The organism is Cellulomonas sp. Root485 (assembly GCF_001426705.1).
Taxonomy (GTDB): domain Bacteria; phylum Actinomycetota; class Actinomycetes; order Actinomycetales; family Cellulomonadaceae; genus Cellulomonas.
The window spans coordinates 656,514-677,700 of the sequence record NZ_LMFC01000002.1; the positions used below are offsets into that span (position 1 = coordinate 656,514).

Genomic DNA, 21,187 nt, shown 5'->3' on the forward strand with positions numbered 1-21,187 from the left:
AGCACGCACGACGGAGGCCGGGTCCCGACGGGGGCCCGGCCTCTCGTGTCAGCGGCGGACGGCCGCCACGATCGTGTCGATCGCGGGCACCATCAGGCCGAACGACGTGTCGTAGAGCGCCTGGCCGCCGCCGTAAGGGTCCACCACGTCGTCGTCCGCGGGCCGGTGCGCCACCAGCCCACGCCGGCTGGCGGCGAGCGGCACCAGCGCGCGGAGGCGGTCCGCCGTCGTGGCGTTCGCCCCCGGGAGCGTCGCCGGGTCGACGTTGGCGACCAGCCGCGCCAGCTCCCGCAGCGTGAACGTCCGCCGCACCGCCGACGGGACCAGCTCGACGATCGCCGAACGGTGCTTCCGCGTGAGCCCGAGCACCAGGTCCGCCTGCTTCACCATGTCCGGCATCAGCTGCCGGGCCTCAAAGCCCCGCGGGTCGACGCCCTGGCCCGCGACCAGCGCCGCCATCTCGTCGGTCATCGGGTAACCGGCGACCGCGCCCGTGCCGGCCGAGGCCACCTCGATCGCAGGCGCGAGCCCACCGGCGCCGTCGCGCCCCCGGTACGCCGCGCCCAGACCGGCAGCCAGCAGCCGCTCGGCGGCCGGCGACCGGCAGATGTTGCCGGTGCAGACGACGAGGACGCGGAAGGGCTCGGCCAGGTCGGTGGGGGTCACGGTCCCTATCTTGCGGTGCGCTGCGCGCTTTCGGAGCATCCGGTGACCCGATCGGCGCAGCGGTTCCACCCTCCGAAGCCCCGGGGACGTCGCTCGGCACATTCGGGCAGGCTCCGGCAGCAGAGGGTGGGCCGGGTGGGGAATCGTCGCTATTGTCGGTTTCGGGCATGGACGAGCGGGCCGGGGGCGGCGCCGACGATCTGGGGGACTGCCGAATGAAGCGAACCTCGCGCACCATCGCGACGGCTGTCGTGGCAGCCGCTCTCGCGCTCTCGCCGCTGGCAGTCTCGGCGGCCGGCGCCGTGGTCGTCGTCCCGAGTCCCAGCGACACCTCCACGGCCACGGCGACGCCCACAGAGACTCCCACTGCGACACCCACGGTGACCCCGAGCCCGCCGCCGCCACCGACGGGCTCCTGCGCCGTGAGCATGGGCTCCACCACGGTCGGGACCTCGTTGACCGTCAGCTGCTCCGGCCTGGTACCGGGCGCCGTGCACAGCATCACCGTGACGTCCGCCGACTCGGCGACCCCGGACTCCGCGATAGCCGTCGCCGGTGAGAAGACCACGTCCAAGACGGCGGGAGCGGACGGTGCGCTCGTCGGCGTCGTCACCCTCAGCGCTGCCGGCACCTACACGATCGTGGTCCGGGACCAGACGAACACCGCGCTCAGCACCCACACCGTCACGGCGGTCGCGCGCGTCACGCCCACCCAGCTCAGCGAGACGGGCGTGGACCCGTTGCCGATCGTCCTGGGTGCCGCCGCACTCATCGCCCTGGGTGCCGGCGCGCTCGTGCTCGTCCGGCGTCGGCAGGCCTCCTGATCGGTCGGGCGCACGTCGCCCGGCACGCTGCTCCCCGCCTGACCGGCTGACTCAGGGGCCGCCGGTACCATTCCGACCGCGTCGCCTGCCCGGGCGGCGGCTCGGCCAGGGGAGAGAGACGTCGTGACGCACCCGGGATGGGGAGACGGCTGGAACGCGCAGCCGGTCCCCGAGGCGCCCGAGCACCCGGAGACGGTCCGCCGACGACGCACCAGCTACGTCCGTGCGCGCCGGCGTCGCAACCTTCGCCGCGTGCTCGTCGGCTGTGGGGTCGCACTGCTGGTCGTCGTCGCCCTCGGTGCCTGGCTGGCCGTCGACGCGAAGCGCGCAGCCGACGCGCTCGGGGCCGCGAAGGTGGACGTGCAGGACCTCCAGGAGCAGGTGCGGGCCGGTGACTCCGATGCCGCCGACAAGACGCTCGTGCAGCTGCAGGCGCACTCTTCGACGGCCGCCACGGCGACCAGCGGACCGGCCTGGACCCTCGCGGGCAGCCTGCCGTGGGTGGGTCAGAACGTGGACGCCGTGCAGACAGTGACGCAGGCCGTCGACGACCTCGCCCAGCAGGCCCTCCCCTCGCTCATGCAGGCCACGACGCTCGTCGACCCCGGCGCGCTCGCGCCCGTGAACGGTCGTGTGGACCTGGCACCGCTCCAGGAGGCCGCTCCCGCGATCGTCGCGGCCGACGAGTCCGTGCAGATCACCGCGGAGCAGCTCGACGCCATCGACACCTCCGCGCTCCTCGCGTTCGTCGCCGAGCCCGTCGAGGCCCTGCGCGACCAGGTGGCCGACGTCGCCGTGACCACCGCGACCGCGTCGCGCGCCGCCCAGCTGGTGCCCGCGATGATGGGCGCCGACGGGCCACGCAACTACCTGGTCCTCGTCCAGAACAACGCGGAGCAGCGAGCGACCGGTGGGATCCCCGGCTCCGTCCTGCACCTGCGTGCCGACGCCGGCGCGGTCACCGTCGTGGCGGAGCGCTCCGGCGGCTCGCTCAGCGGGCTCACCGATCCGGCGCTGCCGCTGACCGACGCGGAGCTCGCGCTCTTCGGCCCCCTGCTCGGCACCGACATGCGCGACGTCACGTTCACGCCCGACTTCCCGCGCTCCGGCGAGATCGCCAAGGCGATCTGGGAGCAGCAGGTGGGCGGCACGATCGACGGCGTCCTGTCCGTCGACCCGGTCGCGCTCGGCCTCGTGCTCGACGCCACCGGGCCCGTGCAGCTCTCCGACGGGACGATGCTGACCGGGGACGACGCGGCGCAGCGGCTGCTGAACCAGGTCTACCTCGACCTCGAGGATCCCCAGGACCAGGACGCCTTCTTCTCGGACACGTCGCAGTCGGTCTTCGCCGCGGTCGTGGGCGGCCAGGGCGACGTGCCGGCGGTGATGGACGCGCTCGCCGAGGCGGCCCGGCAGGGCCGGTTCATGGTGTGGTCCGCCGACGAGGGCGAGCAGGACCTCCTGGCCCCGACGGTCCTCAGCGGTGCGCTGCAGGGGGTCGACGGTGACTCGGCCGAGATCGGCGTCTACCTCAACGACGGCACGCAGGCCAAGGTCGGCTACTACCTGGACCTGACCATCGAGGCCGAGGCGACAGAGTGCCGCCCGGACGGGTCACAAACCGTCCACGCCGTCGTGACATTGCACTACGACGCACCCGCGGATGCCGCGAATCTGCCGTCCTACCTGGTCGGCCTCGACAACATCGTGCCCCTCGGTGATATTCAGACAAATACCCTCATTTACGCACCCGAGGGCGGCGGAATCGATTCAGTGCGGGTGAAACCCGATCCCCAGGGCCTGCTCGCCCAGATCCACGACGGCCTGGGGGTAGGAGGCCGGACATTCACCCTCAAACCGGGCGAAAGTGGAACGCTGGACCTGGACATCGTCACCGGAAAGGAACAGCGCGGTGACGTGCACATTCGCTCCACACCCACCGCCCGCCAAAAGGGTGACGCAGTCGTCGCTTCCGCGTGCGAGAAGTAGCAGGTACGGTTGCCTCTAGTTACATCTCGCCACTCCAGTAACACGACCTGTCCGGGGGGACACACACATGAAGATTCGTCGCACCGCTCTGGTCGCTGTCGCTGCCGTTGCACTCGCGCTCGTTCCGTCCGCCGCATTCGCCTATGGCGCCGGCGACTACTCCAACAAGGGCACCGTGTCTGACACCACGCCCGCCGCCGGTCAGAGCTTCACCGTGACGGTCACCGGCCCCGCCGGCGCCCAGGTCACGCTGACGATCACCAGCAACCCGGCCTCGATCCCCGACTCCGCGATCACCATCGCCGGGACCAAGTCGCTCACCAAGACGACGAACTCCTCGGGCACCGCGGTCTTCACCGTCACGCTGAGCCAGTCCGGCACCTTCACGCTGGTCGCCACGGACACCGCGTCCGGTGCCGTCCTCAGCTCGCAGGCCGTGACCGTCGCAGCCGCTGCCGGCAGCACGGGCAGCCTGAGCTCGACCGGTTCCAACGCGCTGCCGATCGCCCTGGGCGCCGGTGCGCTGGTCCTCGTCGGCGCCGGTGGCGTCGTCCTGGCCCGTCGTCGCTCGGAGAACGCCGCGGCCTGAACAGCCTCGCACTGACCGAGAGCCCCGCACCGGATGGTGCGGGGCTCTCGTGCGTCCGGGGTGGACTGAGCCTTCGATGATGCCGCCTGTGCGGGGCGTGGAGCACTGCCGCACGGCGCTCGCCGACAGTCGACGGTCGCCGCTCTGCCGACGCGTCGTGTCGTGGCCGTCACCATCTGCCGACGGCCGTCCACCCGTGACTGTGCGTCGGCAGGACAGCGGTCACCCGCGCTCGGCTGCCGCACGCCCCCCACGACAGCCAGAACCCCTTCGACTGCACAACTGAGTACCGAGCCCCATGAGGGCGCACGCGCGGCAGACGGCGGAACGAGCGCGGCCCCGGACCAACTGGTCCGGGGCCGCGCTCGCGGTGCAGGTGGGGTCGCTCAGCTGCTCGGTCGCTGGTGCTGCGCGGGCGGGTTCTGCGACTGCTGGCGCTGGAAGTCGAGCAGCTGCGTGTCGCTCAGGGAGTCACCGGGCCACAGCGTGGTCGGACCGGTCACCACCGACGGCTCGGACGCCTGCGGCGCGCGGGCAGGCGGCGCACCCTTGCGCTTCCGACGGCCGCCTCGGCCCGAGTCGGCCGCGGTGGCCGGCGTGGGCGTGTAGTCGTAGTACGCGTACTGGTCGCTCTGCTTGCGCTTCTGCCGGTTGACGACGATCCCGAGGATCCGGGCACCGACGGTCTCCAGGGCGCCGACCGACTCCGCCAGCTGGTTGCGGTGCAGCTTGTCCGCGCCCACGACGAGCAGCGCGCCGCCGGTGAGCTTGGACAGGATCGCCGCATCCGTGACCGGCAGCAGGGGAGCCGTGTCGATGATGACGACGTCGTACTGCGACGTCAGCTTCTCCAGCAGGTGCGCCATCGCTAGCGACCCGAGCAGCTCACTGGGGTTCGGGGGAACCTGGCCGGCGGGCAGGACGTGCAGGTAGCCGTTGCCCCAGGGCTGAATGACGTCCTCGACGCTCGCACGGCCGATGAGAACCGTCGTGAGGCCGACCTTGCCCTCGAGGCCCATGTACTTGGCCACCGACGGGCGGCGCAAGTCGGCGTCGATCAGCGCGACCCGGGTACCGGCGTCGGCCAGCGTGATCGCCACGTTGATGGACGTCGTCGACTTGCCCTCACCTGGCAGCGACGACGTGATGACGATCGACTGCGGACGGTCGGCGATGTCGAGGAACTGCAGGTTCGTGCGCAGCCGCCGGAACGCCTCCGACCGCTGGCTGTGCGGGCTGCTCTGGACGATCAGGGGGTGCTGGGGGGCTTCGGGGTCATCGGGGATGATGCCGATGACTGACGTGTCCGTGACGCGGGCGACGTCGGCGTCGGAGCGGACGCGAGTGTCCAGCACGGCCCGGAGCACGGCGACGCCGACGCCGAGCGCGAGGCCGAGGAGCATGCCCAACGCGAGGTTCAACTTGCGGTTCGGCGAGGAGGGCCCCGTCGGCGAGACGGCGTCACGCACGATAGAGATCTTCACGGCGGATGGGCTGCCATCGCTCGGCGTCTCGAGGTCCGCAATGACCGTCTTGAACTCCTTGGCGATGGCATCGGCGGTGGCAGCGGCCATCGCCGGGTTCTCGTCGGTCACGGAGACGTTTATCAGTGACGTGTTCAGCGGGGAACTCGCGCTCACCCGAGACGCGAGAGCCTCTGCCCGCGCAGCGAGGCCGAGGTCGTCGATGACAGGCTGGAGCACGAGCGGACTGGTGACCAGTTGGGTATAGGAGGAGACCTGCTGGCGCGTGAAGTTGGAGCCCTGAAGCAGGTCGTTCGACGACTCGCCGGTCTTGACCGAGACGTAGAGCTGCGTCGACGCCTGGTACAGGGGAGTAGTGGCAAGCGACGCCGCTACCCCAAGTGCAGCGCCCAGCAGCGTGAACATGGCAATGGACAGCCACCGCTTACGCAGAATGACCCAATAGTCCTGAAGCTCCACTGCCCTGTTCTCCCCTGCTCGGATATGACCGCCGCAAGTCTCTCATAGCCCATGATCATGCAGATCGCCGGGTGAAAACACGCGCCGGCGGAGTCTTGTCCCCTTTAGGCCGGATCTGTCGATTCTGCTTGGCCACGCGCCGATGTACGATTCCACGAGACGTTTTCAGAGGGCGCGCTCCGCTGAGGACGGACAATGGGGGGTAAACGTGGCCAAATCGGACACGCGCGAGCCTGCAGTGCGCTTTGTGCCGCAGCAGTTCGTGCGCTCGGCGAACGTGCCCGCTGCCAGTGCAAACCCCCGATGGCGCGATCTCGCCGTCCGACTGTGGACAACTGACGCGGCGGCCGTCGTCGTCGCCGTGGCCGTCGCATACTTGGTGCGATTTGACCACACCGGCCTGGCGATCGTCTCAGGCGAGTTCTCTCCGTCGTACCTCTCCGTCTCGGTCGCGCTCGCGGTGGCATGGCTCGCCGCGCTTGCATTGGGTCGGTCACGAGACAGGCGCGTCCTTGGCAGTGGACCGGCCGAATTCTCCCGCGTCTTCAATGTGACCTGGAAACTCTTCGCGGCGGTCGCTGTCGTCGCCTATCTGCTGCGTATGGAGATCGGTCGTGGCTACCTCGGCTTCGCCGCACCGCTGGGGCTGGGACTGATCCTCGGTGGCCGCATGTGGTGGCGTCGCTGGTTGCATGCCCATCGCGATGCTGGCCAGTACCAGTCGGGGATTCTCGTCATCGGGCATCGCGACAAGGCCGCGGGGCTGATCGGGGAGTTACACAAGAACTCCCGCGTTGGCTTCATGGTGCTAGGTGTCTGCGTTCCCGCGGGCGAGATCCTCGATGGCGAGCACATCGGCGGGGTCCCGGTGCTCGGTGGGATGGACCGCGCCGCCGAGATCGCTGAGCGCATCGGTGCTTCAGCGGTCGCGGTGACAGGCGCCGATGCAATCACCGCCGATACGGTCCGGCGGCTCGGCTGGGACCTTGAGGGAAAGGGCATCGACCTCGCCCTGACCCTGTCGCTCGTGGACGTCGCCGGTCCCCGCGTACTCATGCGCCCGGTCAGCGGGCTGCCGATGATGTACGTCGACGAGGCGAGGTTCACCGGCGGAAAGTACATCGCCAAGTCGTTGTTCGACTGGCTGATGGCAGCGGTGATCACAGTCCTCTTGCTCCCCGTGCTCGCGGTCGTCGCACTCCTGGTCCGGGTGACCAGTCAAGGGCCGGTGCTGTACCGGCAGGAGCGCATCGGAAAGGACGGTCGACGATTCTGGATCTTCAAGTTCAGAACCATGGTTGTCGGCGCGGACAAGCGGCTCTCCGAGGTGCTCGCTGACCAGGGCGCGAGCTCGGTGGGGATGTTCTACAAGCCAACGAACGACCCGCGTGTGACGTCTGTCGGCCGTGTACTGCGCAAGTACTCCCTCGATGAGCTGCCGCAGCTGCTCAACGTCCTGACCGGTGACATGAGCCTCGTCGGCCCCCGGCCCCAGATCGATGCCGAGGTCGCCCAGTACGACCGAGCGGCGCACCGACGGCTCCGGGTCAAGCCCGGCCTCACGGGTCTGTGGCAGGTGTCCGGTCGGTCGGGCCTCGCGCCCGAGGACGGCATCCGCCTCGATGTCAGCTACGTCGAGAACTGGACGCTCTTCGGCGACCTGCTCATTCTCGCCCGAACAGTCAAGGTCGTGGCGAGCGGCGAGGGCGCTCGCTAGTGGCCAGTGGTGTCCTCGTCCACGAATGGCTTGCTCGAACCGGTGGCTCGGAGAATGTCTTCGACGCCATGGTCGACGCGTTCCCCGATGCGGAGCTCTTGTGTCTGTGGTCCGACGTTGAAAACCGCTACCCCGGTCGCCGACTCGAGGAGACGTGGGTAGCTCGAACTCCGTTGCGGCGGAGCAAGATCGCAGCACTGCCGGTGATGCCGACGACGTGGCGCCGCCGCCCAGGTGCGTATGACTGGGCTCTGGTCAGCTCACATCTGTTCGCGCACCACGTCACCTTTCGCGACCAGTCGTCTGGCTTCCGCAAGTACGTGTACGTGCACAGCCCTGCCCGCTACATCTGGGAACCGTCGGTCGACGGCCGGGGGTCATCCGTGGTCTCCCGCGCCGTAGCGCCGGCACTTCGCGCCCTCGACCGTAATCGCGCCGCGGAAATCACCGATCTCGCTGCGAATAGTGAGTACGTCCGATCGCGGGTCCAGAGGACCTGGGGCCTCGACGCGACTGTCGTCTACCCGCCGGTCGACATCGACCGAATCTCTGCCGTCGATGACTGGGCCGAGGGACTGACGGGCGCCGAGGCCCGCATCATCGAATCGCTACCACCGGTCTTCCTACTCGGGGCGTCGAGACTCGTGGCGTACAAGCGGCTCGACCTGGCGCTCCGGGCCGGCGACTGCGTCGATGTTCCCGTCGTGATTGCCGGCAGCGGACCCGATCTGGCGAAGCTCCAGAGCCTCGCTCGCGACATCTCCGTACCCGTGACGTTCATAGCCGAGCCGAGCGATGCCCTCCTTTTCGCGCTGTACCAACGATGCCTCGTGTACGTGTTTCCCGCCGTGGAGGACTTCGGCATCATGCCGGTCGAGGCGATGGCGGCGGGAGCACCCGTAGCCTGCGGGATGATCGGCGGTGTCACGGAATCGGTCGTGGACGGGGTGACAGGCGCCCACATCGACTTCGACGACATGCGTGCGGTCCGGTCCGGTGTCGAGGCAGCGGCCTCGATGCGCGGGAGCGGCCCCAACGACCTCGCTACACGGTTCGGAACAGCGGTCTTTCGGCGGCGAATCCGGGAGTTCGTCGACGTCGAGAGTTGGAGCGAATGATCGACCCCGAGCTTCCTCCGGTCGTCGTCCTCTCCACCGCTGACTTTCACTCCGACGTCTGGACTAACAAGCAGCATCTTGCGAGTCGTCTTGCTGTCGATACCCGCGTGACCTACGTCGAGTCCTTCGGCCTTCGGCGCCCCCGCGTCCTCCCTTCTGACCTTGCCCGAGTAGTTCGGCGCATCGGCCGAGCCGGGACTCCGAGTCGGCAGGCCCCCGGGCCAGAGAACCTCGAGGTCATCAGTCCTGTGGTGGTGCCCTTCCACGACCGGGCACCTGCGCGCTGGCTGAACCGTCGGATCGTCGACCGACTACAGGTTCCTGACCTCGACAACTCTGTCCTCTGGACGTTCTCGCCGGTCACGTACGGTCTCGCGGATCGCGCCAGGTCCGTCGTTTACCACGCTGTCGACCTGCTTCACACGCAGCCTCGCGCGTCGGCTCGAGCCATCCTTGACGGTGAGCGCCATCTCGTCCGCACCGCCGACGTGGTCATTGCCAGCAGCGAAGGCGTGCGCGCGCACCTCCGCTCCATGGGGCGCAAGGACGTGCTCCTCTGGGAGAACGTCGCAGATACCGACGTGTTCGCAGTGACGAGCACACATCGGCAACCGCGAGCGGTATTCGCTGGCAACCTCACGTCCACCAAGGTGTCGAGCCGGCTCTTACTTGGCGTCGCCGACGCAGGGATCGATGTCGTCGTCGCCGGGCCACGCGCGATTGACGGTGCTGACGGGCGGCGGACATTTGACGACGTGCTGGCGCATCCGCGCATCGAGTACGTGGGCGTGCTGAAACCCTCTAGTCTTGCTGACCTGTTCGCATCCTCTATGGTCGGTCTGATTCCCTACGAGTTGAACGACTACACGGCGGGCGTGTTCCCGCTCAAGGTCTATGAATACTTGGCAGCTGGCTTGGCGGTGGTTTCCACACGACTGCCGAGTCTCGCCGGTCTCGACGATCCAGGAGTCGCGTGCCATGGCGACGAACAATTCGTCACTGCTGTGGTCGACTCGGTCGAGAGTTTCACCGAAGATGCTGCTGGCGAACGCTCGCGCTCGGCGTCGACCCATTCGTGGACGCGCCGAGTGGACGACGCTCGAGACCTGCTGCGCAGGCTCTAGGAATCCACGTCTGAACTGGGCGGGGTAGTGCCTGCAGCTACGCGTGGATGAGATCTCGGACTACCTCGTCGGTCTGAGCCGCCCATCGGTCGAGTGAGTGGTTCACTGCCCATTCACGACCAGGCGTGAGGCCATCTTGAGGAACGAGAGCGAGCGCCGCCGACGCCCAATGCTGAGCATCGACATCGGCCGACAGAGATGCTCCGCCGATCGACTCGACGAGCCCGCCAAACCCACTGCTCTCGTCAGCGATCACCGGCAGGCCGCACGCAGCTGCCTCGAGAATGACGGTGGGTAGGCCTTCGCCGGCTCCGGTCGAGGTGAAGAGCAGCACGCTCGCGGCGCGCAGGTACGTCGAGACGTCATCGACATGGCCTACGGCCCTCACGGACGGCCCGGCCGCGGACCGGACTTCGTCCAGCATCGGGCCGCCTCCCACGAGAACCGTCTGCCCGGCAAAGCGTCGCCCAATCGCTAGAGCCTTCTGGGGCCGCTTCGACGGTGCCATTCGTCCCACCCAGAGCAGCACTGGGGCGTCCCGTTGCAGGCCGAGCTCGGACCTCGCGCTCCGTCGCTCGGCTTCTGTCGCCGGCCTGAGCTTGGCTGTGTCCACACCATTCTCGACAACCTCAACTCGCGTACGTGCGCCAACGACGCGTCGAACGCTCCCTGCCACCAGCTCGGAGACGCAGATGATGCCCCCAACGCGGCGAGCGGCGCGCGCATACCCCCGGAGGAGCGGGAATGCTGCGGCGGCGCCGGGCAAGACGCCGTGCTCCGTCCACACGACTGGTGCGTATCGGCTGACGGGACCGGTTAGACCCAATTGTTCTCGCTTGAACTGGAGGTGGGAATAGTCAATTGGCCGCCGCGAAATTGCTCGTCGAACGGCATCGCGCTCGTGGGGAAGTTGTGTGAGCCCACCAACGATGGTGCGGCGTCCCCATTTGGGCGATAGACCGATATCGTCCTCAGGGAATCCCGAGTCGATCCAGCCAGGGACGTGGCCGACGAGCCTCGGCTCATAGCCGAATGTCGCCGAAAGCGTTGAGTAGAGGGAGGTCAGGTACTTCTCGGCTCCCCCAATCGTTGTCGATTGGGCAATGACGACTGGTCTCACGTGCACACGGTACCCCGAAGCACGATCGCAGCCGTGGCCCCACCGTCCCAACCGTGTTGCACGGACTTGGCCCGAGTCAGTGGAGCCCGGCTCCCGACTCAGTGTGCAAATCGACCAGTTTGTCCGCTCCTGGCGCGGCGAGTACATGTGGCGGCGGTCCGTACACTGGTCGGGAGCCAGAGGAGAGGCTATTTGATGCATCCGTCGAATCCCCGGTCGCCGATCACCGTCGGCTACCGGTTCGCAAGCGCTCGCGTTCGTGATGCAAAGCAGGCCGCACTCGACGTGGCGTCCATCGCGCCATGGCACCGGGGGCGAGTCCTATCGGTGGAACTGTGCGGCGGCGAGGTGCACCCCACCGCCACGCTCCACCGAGGAGTGCGCGTCCACGGAGCAAATGGAGTCGTGATTGGGCCGAGGTCGATCGTTGGTCCGGAGTGCATCGTCGACGGACGCGGGGGACTCATTCTTGGATCAGATGTCAATGTGAGTGGAAGGGCGCAGCTCTGGTCGGCGCAACATGACTGGCGTTCGCCGGACTTTGCCTTCGTTACCGCGCCGGTCCACGTTCACGATCACGTCTGGATCGGTCCGAACGTCGTGGTGCTTCCGGGAGTGACGATCGGAAAGGGTGCGGTTGTCGCCGCCGGAACTGTAGTGACGCGCGACCTCGAGCCGATGGGGCTCTACGCTGGCGTTCCTGCGCGAAGAATCGGCGAGCGGCCGTCGGGTCTCCGATATCGACTGCCTGTCGCCAAGCGCAAGGCCTGGTGGCAATGACGGCGCTGACGTGCGCATGAGCCAGGTCGAGCCATCAAAGGCGGCGGTTCAGCGCGAGCCAATCTCGCGAAGAGCAGTCTCTAGAGCTGCTGCGATTCAGATCGTCGTGCGCGCCCTCGGAATTATTGCCGGAGCCGCGGTCGCCGCGATTCAGGCCCGGTCGCTGGGACCTTACGAGTTCGGTGCACTGTCCGGGGTATTTCTTCTTGTCGGTATCGGCACGGTGGTCTCGGACCTCGGCATCACCAGCACTGCCGTAAGCCTGTTGGCGCGTGGCGGTGTCGCGCGTCCCCCGGTGCTGACCGCAACCGTACTTGCGCGGTTTGGGCTGGGCTTGATCTTCGCGGTCATCGCCTGGGTGGCTGCAATCACGCTGTTGAATCTGCGCTCTCAGGCCGTGCTCGTAGCACTTGTGCTCAGCACTTTACCGATGGGCGCGCTGATTGGATTGCAGTCGGTGGCGATCGCCGACCTGCGCCTCAGTGTGCAGAATGCGATCCTTGCTTTCCAGAGTGGCGGCTGGCTCGTTGCCGTCGTGATCGTCGCAGGTTTGGACTTGCCGATAGTTTGGTACGGCGTCACCTACCTGGCGCTCACTTTGGCGCAGGGAGGACTCGTCCTCTGGCTATGTCGTGACACTGCGTGGCTGAGCCTCAGGGCGGGTGTCCGCGAGCTGCGTCCGCTCCTCCGCCAGGCCATCCCACTTGGGCTCGGGGCGATCGGCGTCACGGCGTACTATCGATTGACTGGAATTGTTCTGCTCGCCATCGCGGGACCTACCCAATTTGCTCAGTACGCGGTTGCGTTCCGCCTCCTCGAGGCTATGCAAGTGCTCCCCGCCACGCTTTCATCGGTCTACCTTCCGCTGCTCTCGCGCGCGTTCGGGGATTCATCAGCGCGACGGCGGGTGTGGGGCCGGCTTGTACGACTCACCCTTGCTTCGGCGATCGTCGCCGTGGGTTGCGCTGCTGCTGGTGCCAGCGGTTTCATTTCCTGGATGTTTGGCACGGAATTCGAAGAGGCCGGCACCATCTTTGCGGTACTTGTCTGGTCGTTCGTCCCCGGAATGCTCGGCTGGCTCGTGACGAGTGCCCTGACCGCCGCTCGCCAAGTCAGGGCTTACGCGGTTGTTACCGTGGTGGGCGGGGCTGTCAGCCTAGGCATCTCGGTGCTCCTGGTGCCTAGCTACGGTGCTAGTGCTACCGCCTGGATCGCCGTCGGGACCGAGACGGCCATCGTCACCGCTTTGCTTGTGCTTCTCCACGCCCGTGCTGGTCTCGGCATTGGTTGGCGGTCGTGCGCTCAGGCACTCATCATCGCAGTGGTGATGTGGGCGACGACTGGTCTGCTCGATTTCGCACCCTATTGGGTCGTTGTGGCCGTCGTGGGCGTGGTCGGCGTATCAGCCAGTTTTGTCTCGCGCCTAGTGTCGACGGCCGACGTGCGTCTCTTCCTCTCGCGGCGGCTCGCGTGATGGCGAGTACTCCGTCCTTGGCACGCAGCCTCATAGTGAATGTCGTGAGCCCGGATCCAGACGATCGTTGGCAGGGAGTCGAGAGGTTTTGCCACTCGCTGGTCGGGGCGCTGAACGACTTGCAGCACGATGCGATGGTGGTTTCGGTCGACGACGCGGGGATCCGCAATGCTGACGTCGTCATCACGAATGCTCAAGTCGTCGTGCGAACACGCCAACCGCGGGTGCACGTCTACCATGGTGTCGCGCTTCCGCAGATGCTGCGATCTCACGCTGAATCATCCCTTCGGTGGCGCGTGAAAGCGGCAGTCGCTCAATCGGCCGCTCAGTTCCGCGCGGGGGTCGGAGCGCATCGGGTCTCGGTGTCCCGGAGCACGGCGCGAGAGCTCCGACGTGTCTACGGGTTCGGCAGCACCGTGCTCGCCAACGGGATCGACACCACGGCCTTCCAACCGCGGTCCGAGACTGGGGATCGTGGCTCCGGCGCCGCCGACCGTACCGCGCTGTTCATCGGCCGTCCCGAATGGCGCAAGCGGCCTGACATAGCCGTACATGCTGCACGCGCACTCGGCTACCGCATCCTCCTCGCCGCGGGACGTCCATTCGATGGCATGGAATGGCTTGGCCGGCTCTCGGAGTCGGACCTTGCAGCGGCTATCGCGAGCGCGGACGTCGTCTTGATGCCTACACAGTACGAGGCCTGCTCCCTGGCATTTCTCGAGGCTCTGGCGGTGGGAACTCCGACGGTGACGACGACGGCCGGTTGGGTGCCGGACCTTGTAGCGGCGGTCCCCGACTACGCGCTGCTCGTGGCCAAAGTAGGCAGCGCAGAGTCGTTCGAACGCGCTCTCGGTCGCGCGTTGGATCCACCCGCTTCCGAGGCCATGCGACACGCGAACGCCTTCGTACGGCAGGAGTGCTCGCTCGAGTCGTTCGGCCAACGGTGGTCCGATTTTCTGCAGAGGGTGGTGCGTTCCGATGGTGATGCGTGACCCTGTCGACGGTCAGTTGGCGTCTGCATCTAGTAGGACGGTGATTGCGTCGTGGCCCGCGCGCAAGAATCGACGCGAGAACCCCTATCAGGCGCTTCAGTCCGCGGCATTGGAAGTCCGTGGTTACACGGTGCGGGAGTTCGATCTGCACGCCATCGCCTCATCGAACTGCCGGGTGTGGTGGTGGCACTGGCCGGACGCGCCGATTGCGGCCGGCTCTGCCCTGGGGGCCTGGCGACGGTTCGCCTTCCTCCTCCTCCTGCTGGGGATCGCAAAGATTCGCCGCGTCACCATCATCTGGACGGTTCACAACCTCGACGACCACGACTCGGTGCGCCCCCGGTTGAGCAGAGCAGCGCGCGCGGCCCTGACAACTGGTGTCGACGCCCTGCATTACCTCTCCAGCTCCGCTCGATGCGAGGCCGAGTCGCGGTGGCCGCGCCTTGCGAGCCGTCCCGCGATCGTCACTCTGCATGGCGACTATCGAACTGTCGTGTCCCGGATCTCCCACGAGGAGGCTCGCTCGCGGCTCGACATTGATCTTGGCTCGCGCCTGCTGGGCTTCGTGGGGAAGATTCGGCCCTACAAGGGTGTGGACACTCTCGTCTCCGCGTTCGCCGAAGTACGTGATCCACGAGCCCACCTCCTCGTTGCAGGTGAGGTGTCGCCGGAAGTTGGTTCATGGTCAATCGCCGGTGAACGCACTTCCACAATTCTGCGGCGCCTCAGTCAAGACGAGATCGATGCAGTGATCTCGGCGTGCGACCTCCTGGTCCTGCCATACGCGCGAGTGACGAACTCTGGGTCTGCCGTGCTTGCCCTGAGCCTCGGGCGTCCGATCTTGGTGCCCGAGATCGGGGCGCTGCCAGAGCTCGCTGCTGTTGTCGGTCCAGACTGGGTGAAGACGTACTCAGGATCTCTCGACGGAGCGTGCTTGGAGCGGGCCTTGGAGTGGGCCTCGGCCGACCGGGACGAGGCCGGCCCGGACCTTGCCGAGCTGGACTGGGATCGAATCGGTGTTTCGCTCGCGCAACTCGTCGAAGCTGCGCGAGCAAAGCGGCAACGGGGTGCGGCGTGAAGGCAGTTGTGGTGAGCGTCGAGCCACCGTGGCCCGCAGACACTGGTGGCCGCGTCCGCACTGCTCACGTCGCGACCGCGTTGCTCGACAAGTTCGACGGCGTGACTGTTGTCACGCCTGATCGTCCGGGCGAACGAGTGGGGCAGCCGCCGCCCGGGGTCGAGCTCGTACTCGCACCATGGCAGGAGTGCGGCGCTTTGCATGGTCGCGTCGGTCTCGCCCCGCGGCTCGGGCGTGCGGTCATCGGGGACGCGCGCGCTCTGACGGCGACGATCGGGGCACAGTCCGCGAGCGTCGCCGTGTGGAGCCACACGTACCTGGCCGCGGTCGGTGGTGCTCGTCTCCGAGTTCCGCAAGTGGTCGATGTTGCGAACGTCGAGACCGACCGCTTCCGGTCCCTCGCAACTAGTGGACCGCGAGTGAACAGGGCGTCTGCTCTCCTGGAATGGTCGAAGGCGTTGTACTGGGAGCCTCGTGCGCTCTCAGCGATGGACCTTGCACTGACGTTGACGCCCCATGACTTCGAGGTAGTTCGCCGGATGGGCGGTCGACCGGTGATGGCGGCGAACGGAATGTCGCCGAGACTGTCGATGCCGTCACCTCCCGACGGTGTCGTCCTCGCGGTCGGCGACTGGCGTTACGGGCCGAACCGGTCCGGCCTGGCAGCGTTTCTCGCGCAAGGCTGGCAGCAGGTTCTTGACGTCGTCCCTGGGGCTCGAATGCGAGTGGTTGGGCGCGGCGCGGAGGGACTCCCGCGGGCGTCTGGTGTGGAGCCGGTTGGATTCGTCGCGGAGCTGAGCGAGGAGTACGCCCGATCGGCCGTGGTGCTGGCCCCAGCGACCACGGGAGGGGGAGCGCAGCTCAAGGTTGCTGAGGCGTTGGCCTACAACCGGCTGGTTGTCGGGCCTCCATATGTGGAGCGGTCGCGACCTTCCGAGGTGCCGGATGCGGCCGTCCGAGGCACCCTCACCCTGCCTTCCTTGGTCATTGACCGGCTGTGTGATGTGGACGAGCGACACGCGACGGAGCGCCTCCTCGGCCATGCGACAAGCGGCCTGACCTGGACGCACACGCTTGGTGACGCCGTCGAACGGATCTGGCGCCTTGCCTCGATGGCACGCGAGGGGCGTACGGCGTGAGAATCCACGTACTCGCGAACTACCCACTGGACAAGATGCGGCGACTCGCCGAGCTGAGCGAATCGCCCGCGCATCACGCGTGGGCGACGGATGCTCTGGGTCGGCGGCACGAGCTGAGTCACGCGAGGTTCCGAGAGCCGGCAGATCAGGGGCGCGCGGAGCAGATCTCGCGTGCGCTGCGACTGCGCCTGGGGCAGCTGCGCCAGGAGATGGAGGTCTTCAGCGTCGCACCCGACCTGGTCTACGCGGCTGACGAGCGGACAGGAGCGGGGCTCGGAATGCTGCCCGCCGGGACCAGGCCGTGGAAGCTCGTCACCGTTGTGCATCATCCGATCACGCGCGGTGCACTCTCTAGCCGGACACTGCGCGGAACTGACCTTGCCATCTGTCTTGCGTCGAGCACCGCTGACACAGCCAGGGCGAGGGGTGCCCGCGGCATTGTCACTGCACGCTGGGGCCCTGACCTCGCCGCACGTGCGTACTCAGTAGTTGCCGATGAGAGCGCGGGCGTTGTCAGCACCGGTAAGTCAAACCGGGATCTAGACCTTCTCGCGCGCGCTCTCGATGCGACGGGCATGTCTGGTCTCATGTTCGGTCGTGGCTCGGCAGGCGAGCTCCCGCCAGGATCGAACGTTCGGACAGCTGGAGCCGCCGACGCCGAAGAAGATCCAGCCGCCCCTGGCGCGTTCCTGGCCACGTCGGTCATCCGCTGGACTGCACGAGCGAGCGTCGTCGCGGTTCCTACGCGGGACCCTGACCGGCTTACCGGTCTGACGGAGGTGAACGATGCGCTCGCTCTCGGTAAACCCGTCGTGATGACGAGGAGTCGGCATTTCCCTTTCAGTGTGAGCGCGATCGGGTGCGGGATCGAGGTTGAGCCGGGCGACGAACGCGGTTGGCGCAACGCCCTCCGTGAACTTGCAGATCCGGCGACACGCGCGGAGATGGGTGCACGGGGCCGGACCTTCGCGGAGCGGTCATGGAACTACGAACTGTTCTGCAAGGACGTAGTCGACGCGGTCGAGGCGATCTGATCCCCCTGTGCGGGACGGCGGGCAACAGCCACACCCAGCACCGCCACGAACAACGTGAGGGATGCGAACTCAAAGAAGAAGTAGTCCTGCGTGAACTGAATCGCGACGCCGAAGACGGCAGCCGCCGCAGGCACGCGCGCGTCATCGGCAGGGCAGCGCAGGAGTGTGACGGCGACGTGGGCAAGCAACACCAGGAAGCCTGCGAGCCCAAGTAGGCCAGCGTCTAGCCCGACCTGGACGTACGTATTGTGAGCGTGCGAGAGTGCCCGCTCTGCAGTGACGACTCCGGACGCCACGAAGGTGCTGAAGCTCTCGAATCCGATACCAAACGGGTGCGAACGAAGAAGTTCGAAGCCAGCCGCTTGCAGCTGCGCGCGCACATTGTCGCCTCCCTGCGCCGTTGCGAACCGGTCGAACGTGGTATCGAACCAGCCCATGCGAAGGCTCAGCGCCAGCCCTCCCGCGACTGCAACTGCAGCTGCAAACGCCCTTGCTCGTCTCCGGGCGGTCACGGCGATGACAACGACAAATCCGACCCCCATCGACACCACTGCACCTCGAGAGTCGGAAGCGAGCACGCTAACGGCAGCCAAGAGAGCGGCCGCCGCAACGACTGTGCGGCGCGAGAGAGAACCCCCGGCGCGCTGGAGAGTGAGCCCCAGACCGACGACCGCGACGACGGCCTCAAACTGCGCGAAGTTGGAGTAGTAGCCGAACGTCGAGTCGTAGACGCCCGGGTTATATGGCGCGCCTACGACCAGATAGACCCCCGCCCGCTGGAGTAGTCCAAAGGCGCCGGAAATCGCTCCCGCGAAAACGATGGTCTGCATGAAAGACCGAGCAAAGTTGATCTCGCTCGAGGTGAATCCGATGACAGCGAGGAGGAAGAGCAGGGCGAGCAGCCAGCGTCCTGTCCCTATCGCGGAGAGGGCTGGTTCGGGCGCGAGGAGAGCAGCGCCTACGAGCCCGACCCCAATCGCCGCGACGGCGGCCTTCTGCAGAGCCGTGACGCGCCCGGACCGTAGAGCGCTCCAGAGCAGGATGGGTGATAGAGCTAGCGCAAGAACTACCGTCGTGGTGAGCCGGAGTCGGTCGAACTCGAAGGGAATATTGCGATCGAGAACAGCCACGACGACGATGATGTGGGCAGCCCTGGATGGCCGCTGGATTGCTAGGGCGAGCGCACCGATCACGAGCAGACCCGCGAGTGCCAGTTCTAGGATCTCAGGCCCGGCTATGACGGCAGCGATCCCGACGAGCAGCGTGGCACCGACGCCTCCGGCCATGACCAGCGTTGGCGCCAATCGGGCGGTGTCGGGGTGCATGGTTTCAGGCTAGATGACCGCGCGCGCGTCGGATTCGCACGCAAGCGTACATAGCGGACACAATTGTGGAAGCGGCCCCCTACGATCCGGGGCCCTGCCCCAATCCCCATAGTGCGCGCGTCTTCCGACGGGCACGCCGCTCTCGTCGCGCTGTCCGACCGCCTTGACCGGTTGTCCTATGTGGCGGTGCTGCGACTCCAGACATGGGCTGCACTCTCGGCTCCTCCGCACAGTCGGCTTGGGACGCGTCGCGGGGGCGGGGCGCGAGGGCGCGAGTTCGGGCGCTCCGAAGCTCAAACAGAGTCGATCGCGCCGGTACAGTTCCAACCGTTCTCGCTCACAGCAGGAAAGAGACGATATGCGCCTGTCGGTCATCGGTTGCGGCTACCTCGGTGCCGTCCACGCCGCGAGCATGGCCCAGCTGGGCCACGACGTCATCGGCATCGACGTCGACGCCAAGAAGATTGAGGCTCTCCGCGAGGGTCGGGCGCCGTTCTACGAGCCGGGACTACCCGAGCTACTGACGGGGGCCGGCGCGACGGGCAGGTTGAACTTCAGCACGGACATGGCGGACGCCGCCGGCAGCGACGTGCACTTCATCTGCGTGGGGACCCCGCAGGTGCACGGTGAGTTCCGGGCCGACCTGACGTACGTGAACGCAGCGACGGCGGAACTCAAGCCTCACCTGCGCGCCGGTGACGTGGTGGCTGGGAAGTCGACCGTCCCGGTCGGAACGGCGGAGGCGATCGCGGAGTCGCTGGCGGGGACCGGCGCGACCCTGGTCTGGAACCCGGAGTTCCTGCGCGAAGGGTTCGCAGTCAAGGACACGCTGCACCCGGACCGGCTGGTCTACGGGGTTCCGACGGACGACGAGGGCGTGCCGACAGCGGAGGGCGCGAGGGCGAAGGAGGTGCTCGACGAGGTCTACGCGACCCCGCTGTCCGAGCACACGCCGCTCGTCGTGACGGACTACGCGACGGCGCAGCTGGTGAAGGTCGCAGCCAACTCGTTCCTCGCGACGAAGATCTCGTTCATCAATGCGATGGCCGAGCTGTGCGAGGCCACGGGTGCGGACGTGACACGGCTAGCCGACGCGATCGGGTACGACGCCCGGATCGGACGGCGCTTCCTCAATGCCGGCCTCGGGTTCGGTGGCGGGTGCCTCCCGAAGGACATCCGCGCGTTCATGGCTCGGGCGGGCGAGCTCGGCGTGAGCGACGCGCTGTCGTTCCTCCGTGAGGTCGACTCGATCAACCTCCGCCGCCGGGTGCGAATGGTGGACCTGGCGCGCGAGGTGTGCGATGGGTCGATCGTCGGCAAGCGCATCGCGGTGCTCGGGGCCGCGTTCAAGCCGGACTCGGACGACGTCCGCGACTCGCCGGCTCTGTCGGTGGCGGCGCAGATGCAGCTGCAGGGCGCGCACGTCACCGTGACTGATCCGCAGGCGGTGGCTAACGCTGAGGCGAAGTGGCCGGACCTGCACTTCGCCGAGTCCGCGCTCGAGGCCGCCAAGGATGCTGACGTGGTCCTGCTGGCCACGGAGTGGCCCGAGTACCGCGAGATCGATCCGGACGCCCTGGCGGCGGTCGTCGCTCACAAGCGCATCTTGGACGGCCGCAACGTGCTCGAGCCCGCGGCATGGCGGGCGGCCGGCTGGACGTACCGCGCTTTGGGGCGTCCCTGACGGTGTCCCGCACGGGGGCGTTCGGGTGGGTGCTGGTCGTGCTCGCCGTCGTTCTCGCGGCGACGGCGGCCTATCTCGTGCTGCGACCGGCACCGTCGAGCCTGGAGCCGTGGTCGGCTGACGGAGCAGATCCGCAGACGTACGCCGCTGACCTCGTCGTCGAGACGAACGCCGCGCGGGCGGACGAGGGCTTGCCGGCTCTGACGGTCTCAGAGTGCGCGACCACTGAGGCGACCGAACGGGCCGACGACCTGAGCGGCGGAGCGGACCTGGAGCACGCCGGTCTGACGCCGGTCATCGAGAAGTGCCCCCCGGCGTCGACGGCCGCCGAGAACCTCGCCAGAGCCGCTGCAACTCCGCACGACGTCGTCGCCGCCTGGCTGGACTCACCGGGCCATCGCGCCAACCTGCTGGACCCGGACCTCTACCAGGTGGGCGTCGGCTGCATGCTCGACGGGGACGAGATGCTCTGCTCGCAGGTGTTCCTCGGCCCCTAGTTCGTACTTGGCCACCACGTTGACGAGGGTCAGGTGATCAATGGCGGCACCGGCGGCCACTGTTGTAGCGCTCGAGCCGGTTTCCAGACGAAGG

At 67.4% G+C, this 21,187-nt stretch carries 18 protein-coding genes; 14 read left to right on the forward strand and 4 right to left on the reverse strand.

Features of this window, described 5'->3' with window-relative positions; translation table 11 throughout:
* Window positions 1-48: 48 nt before the first annotated feature.
* Window positions 49-666: a low molecular weight phosphatase family protein gene (locus tag ASD16_RS11665; protein WP_304438007.1), complete on the reverse strand. Its 618-nt coding sequence runs from the start codon at window positions 664-666 to the stop codon at window positions 49-51.
* A gap of 215 nt (window positions 667-881) precedes the next feature.
* On the opposite strand from ASD16_RS11665, the gene ASD16_RS11670 reads away from it, so the two are divergent.
* The 3 genes from ASD16_RS11670 (at window position 882) to ASD16_RS11680 (ending at window position 4,068) form a co-directional block, all read left to right on the forward strand.
* A complete protein-coding gene (locus ASD16_RS11670; protein ID WP_055917086.1) occupies window positions 882-1,490 on the forward strand; it encodes a hypothetical protein in 609 nt (202 codons plus the stop codon).
* Between the two features lie 123 nt (window positions 1,491-1,613).
* Window positions 1,614-3,479, forward strand: a complete 1,866-nt coding sequence (locus tag ASD16_RS11675; RefSeq protein WP_055917088.1) for a DUF4012 domain-containing protein — start codon at window positions 1,614-1,616, stop codon at window positions 3,477-3,479.
* A 67-nt stretch (window positions 3,480-3,546) separates the two neighbouring features.
* Entirely contained in the window at window positions 3,547-4,068 is a 522-nt protein-coding gene (locus ASD16_RS11680) for an LPXTG cell wall anchor domain-containing protein (protein WP_055917091.1), read from the forward strand.
* 386 nt (window positions 4,069-4,454) lie between these two features.
* Here the strand turns inward: ASD16_RS11680 and ASD16_RS11685 are convergent, their stop codons facing one another.
* Window positions 4,455-6,011, reverse strand: a complete 1,557-nt coding sequence (locus ASD16_RS11685) for a polysaccharide biosynthesis tyrosine autokinase (RefSeq protein ID WP_055917094.1) — start codon at window positions 6,009-6,011, stop codon at window positions 4,455-4,457.
* A gap of 208 nt (window positions 6,012-6,219) precedes the next feature.
* On the opposite strand from ASD16_RS11685, the gene ASD16_RS11690 reads away from it, so the two are divergent.
* From ASD16_RS11690 to ASD16_RS11700, 3 genes are all read left to right on the forward strand, one after another.
* Complete coding sequence (locus ASD16_RS11690) at window positions 6,220-7,728, forward strand: sugar transferase (RefSeq protein ID WP_235523255.1); 1,509 nt, start codon at window positions 6,220-6,222, stop codon at window positions 7,726-7,728.
* 68 nt (window positions 7,729-7,796) lie between these two features.
* Window positions 7,797-8,846, forward strand: coding sequence for a glycosyltransferase (locus ASD16_RS11695; RefSeq protein WP_082570863.1), 1,050 nt, complete (start codon window positions 7,797-7,799; stop codon window positions 8,844-8,846).
* Window positions 8,843-9,970: a glycosyltransferase gene (locus ASD16_RS11700; protein ID WP_055917103.1), complete on the forward strand. Its 1,128-nt coding sequence runs from the start codon at window positions 8,843-8,845 to the stop codon at window positions 9,968-9,970. Before ASD16_RS11695 ends, ASD16_RS11700 begins: the two co-directional genes overlap by 4 nt.
* A 37-nt stretch (window positions 9,971-10,007) precedes the next feature.
* Here ASD16_RS11700 and ASD16_RS22350 read toward each other — a convergent pair whose 3' ends face one another.
* Window positions 10,008-11,291, reverse strand: coding sequence for a glycosyltransferase family 4 protein (locus ASD16_RS22350; RefSeq protein WP_082570794.1), 1,284 nt, complete (start codon window positions 11,289-11,291; stop codon window positions 10,008-10,010).
* Here ASD16_RS22350 and ASD16_RS22040 point away from each other — a divergent pair.
* The 6 genes from ASD16_RS22040 (at window position 11,286) to ASD16_RS21745 (ending at window position 17,587) form a co-directional block, all read left to right on the forward strand.
* Window positions 11,286-11,870, forward strand: a complete 585-nt coding sequence (locus ASD16_RS22040) for a DapH/DapD/GlmU-related protein (RefSeq protein ID WP_082570795.1) — start codon at window positions 11,286-11,288, stop codon at window positions 11,868-11,870. The two genes, ASD16_RS22350 and ASD16_RS22040, sit on opposite strands and share 6 nt — an antisense overlap.
* Window positions 11,871-11,886: 16 nt before the next feature.
* Window positions 11,887-13,344: an oligosaccharide flippase family protein gene (locus ASD16_RS11710; RefSeq protein ID WP_157453904.1), complete on the forward strand. Its 1,458-nt coding sequence runs from the start codon at window positions 11,887-11,889 to the stop codon at window positions 13,342-13,344.
* Window positions 13,345-13,388: 44 nt separating this feature from the next.
* Window positions 13,389-14,336 (forward strand): glycosyltransferase family 4 protein, encoded by a 948-nt coding sequence (locus ASD16_RS21440; RefSeq protein ID WP_162250302.1) that lies wholly within the window; start codon window positions 13,389-13,391, stop codon window positions 14,334-14,336.
* Complete coding sequence (locus tag ASD16_RS11720) at window positions 14,323-15,414, forward strand: glycosyltransferase family 4 protein (RefSeq protein ID WP_082570797.1); 1,092 nt, start codon at window positions 14,323-14,325, stop codon at window positions 15,412-15,414. The genes ASD16_RS21440 and ASD16_RS11720 overlap by 14 nt, the downstream gene beginning before the upstream one ends.
* Window positions 15,415-15,902: 488 nt before the next feature.
* Window positions 15,903-16,553 (forward strand): glycosyltransferase family 4 protein, encoded by a 651-nt coding sequence (locus ASD16_RS11725; protein ID WP_157453905.1) that lies wholly within the window; start codon window positions 15,903-15,905, stop codon window positions 16,551-16,553.
* Window positions 16,550-17,587, forward strand: a complete 1,038-nt coding sequence (locus tag ASD16_RS21745; RefSeq protein ID WP_157453906.1) for a hypothetical protein — start codon at window positions 16,550-16,552, stop codon at window positions 17,585-17,587. The genes ASD16_RS11725 and ASD16_RS21745 overlap by 4 nt, the downstream gene beginning before the upstream one ends.
* Here the strand turns inward: ASD16_RS21745 and ASD16_RS11730 are convergent.
* A complete protein-coding gene (locus ASD16_RS11730; RefSeq protein WP_055917122.1) occupies window positions 17,539-18,912 on the reverse strand; it encodes an O-antigen ligase in 1,374 nt (457 codons plus the stop codon). The two genes, ASD16_RS21745 and ASD16_RS11730, sit on opposite strands and share 49 nt — an antisense overlap.
* Before the next feature lie 358 nt (window positions 18,913-19,270).
* Here ASD16_RS11730 and ASD16_RS11735 point away from each other — a divergent pair, with 358 nt between their 5' ends.
* Together ASD16_RS11735 and ASD16_RS11740 are read left to right on the forward strand one after the other, a co-directional pair.
* Window positions 19,271-20,596, forward strand: a complete 1,326-nt coding sequence (locus tag ASD16_RS11735; protein WP_055917124.1) for a UDP-glucose/GDP-mannose dehydrogenase family protein — start codon at window positions 19,271-19,273, stop codon at window positions 20,594-20,596.
* A gap of 2 nt (window positions 20,597-20,598) precedes the next feature.
* Window positions 20,599-21,093, forward strand: coding sequence for a CAP domain-containing protein (locus ASD16_RS11740; protein WP_162250303.1), 495 nt, complete (start codon window positions 20,599-20,601; stop codon window positions 21,091-21,093).
* The last annotated feature ends 94 nt before the right edge of the window (window positions 21,094-21,187 follow it).

Excerpts from the sequence above, each read along its gene's own strand:
- ASD16_RS11670 (WP_055917086.1), top strand. The coding sequence starts at position 882 with ATGAAGCGAACCTCGCGCACCATCGCGACGGCTGTCGTGGCAGCCGCT.
- ASD16_RS11680 (WP_055917091.1), top strand. The coding sequence starts at position 3,547 with ATGAAGATTCGTCGCACCGCTCTGGTCGCTGTCGCTGCCGTTGCACTC.
- ASD16_RS11695 (WP_082570863.1), top strand. The coding sequence starts at position 7,797 with ATGGTCGACGCGTTCCCCGATGCGGAGCTCTTGTGTCTGTGGTCCGAC.
- ASD16_RS11700 (WP_055917103.1), top strand. The coding sequence starts at position 8,843 with ATGATCGACCCCGAGCTTCCTCCGGTCGTCGTCCTCTCCACCGCTGAC.
- ASD16_RS22040 (WP_082570795.1), top strand. The coding sequence starts at position 11,286 with ATGCATCCGTCGAATCCCCGGTCGCCGATCACCGTCGGCTACCGGTTC.
- ASD16_RS22350 (WP_082570794.1), bottom strand. The coding sequence starts at position 11,291 with ATGCATCAAATAGCCTCTCCTCTGGCTCCCGACCAGTGTACGGACCGC.
- ASD16_RS11710 (WP_157453904.1), top strand. The coding sequence starts at position 11,887 with ATGAGCCAGGTCGAGCCATCAAAGGCGGCGGTTCAGCGCGAGCCAATC.
- ASD16_RS11720 (WP_082570797.1), top strand. The coding sequence starts at position 14,323 with ATGGTGATGCGTGACCCTGTCGACGGTCAGTTGGCGTCTGCATCTAGT.
- ASD16_RS11725 (WP_157453905.1), top strand. The coding sequence starts at position 15,903 with ATGGACCTTGCACTGACGTTGACGCCCCATGACTTCGAGGTAGTTCGC.
- ASD16_RS11730 (WP_055917122.1), bottom strand. The coding sequence starts at position 18,912 with ATGCACCCCGACACCGCCCGATTGGCGCCAACGCTGGTCATGGCCGGA.
- ASD16_RS11735 (WP_055917124.1), top strand. The coding sequence starts at position 19,271 with ATGCGCCTGTCGGTCATCGGTTGCGGCTACCTCGGTGCCGTCCACGCC.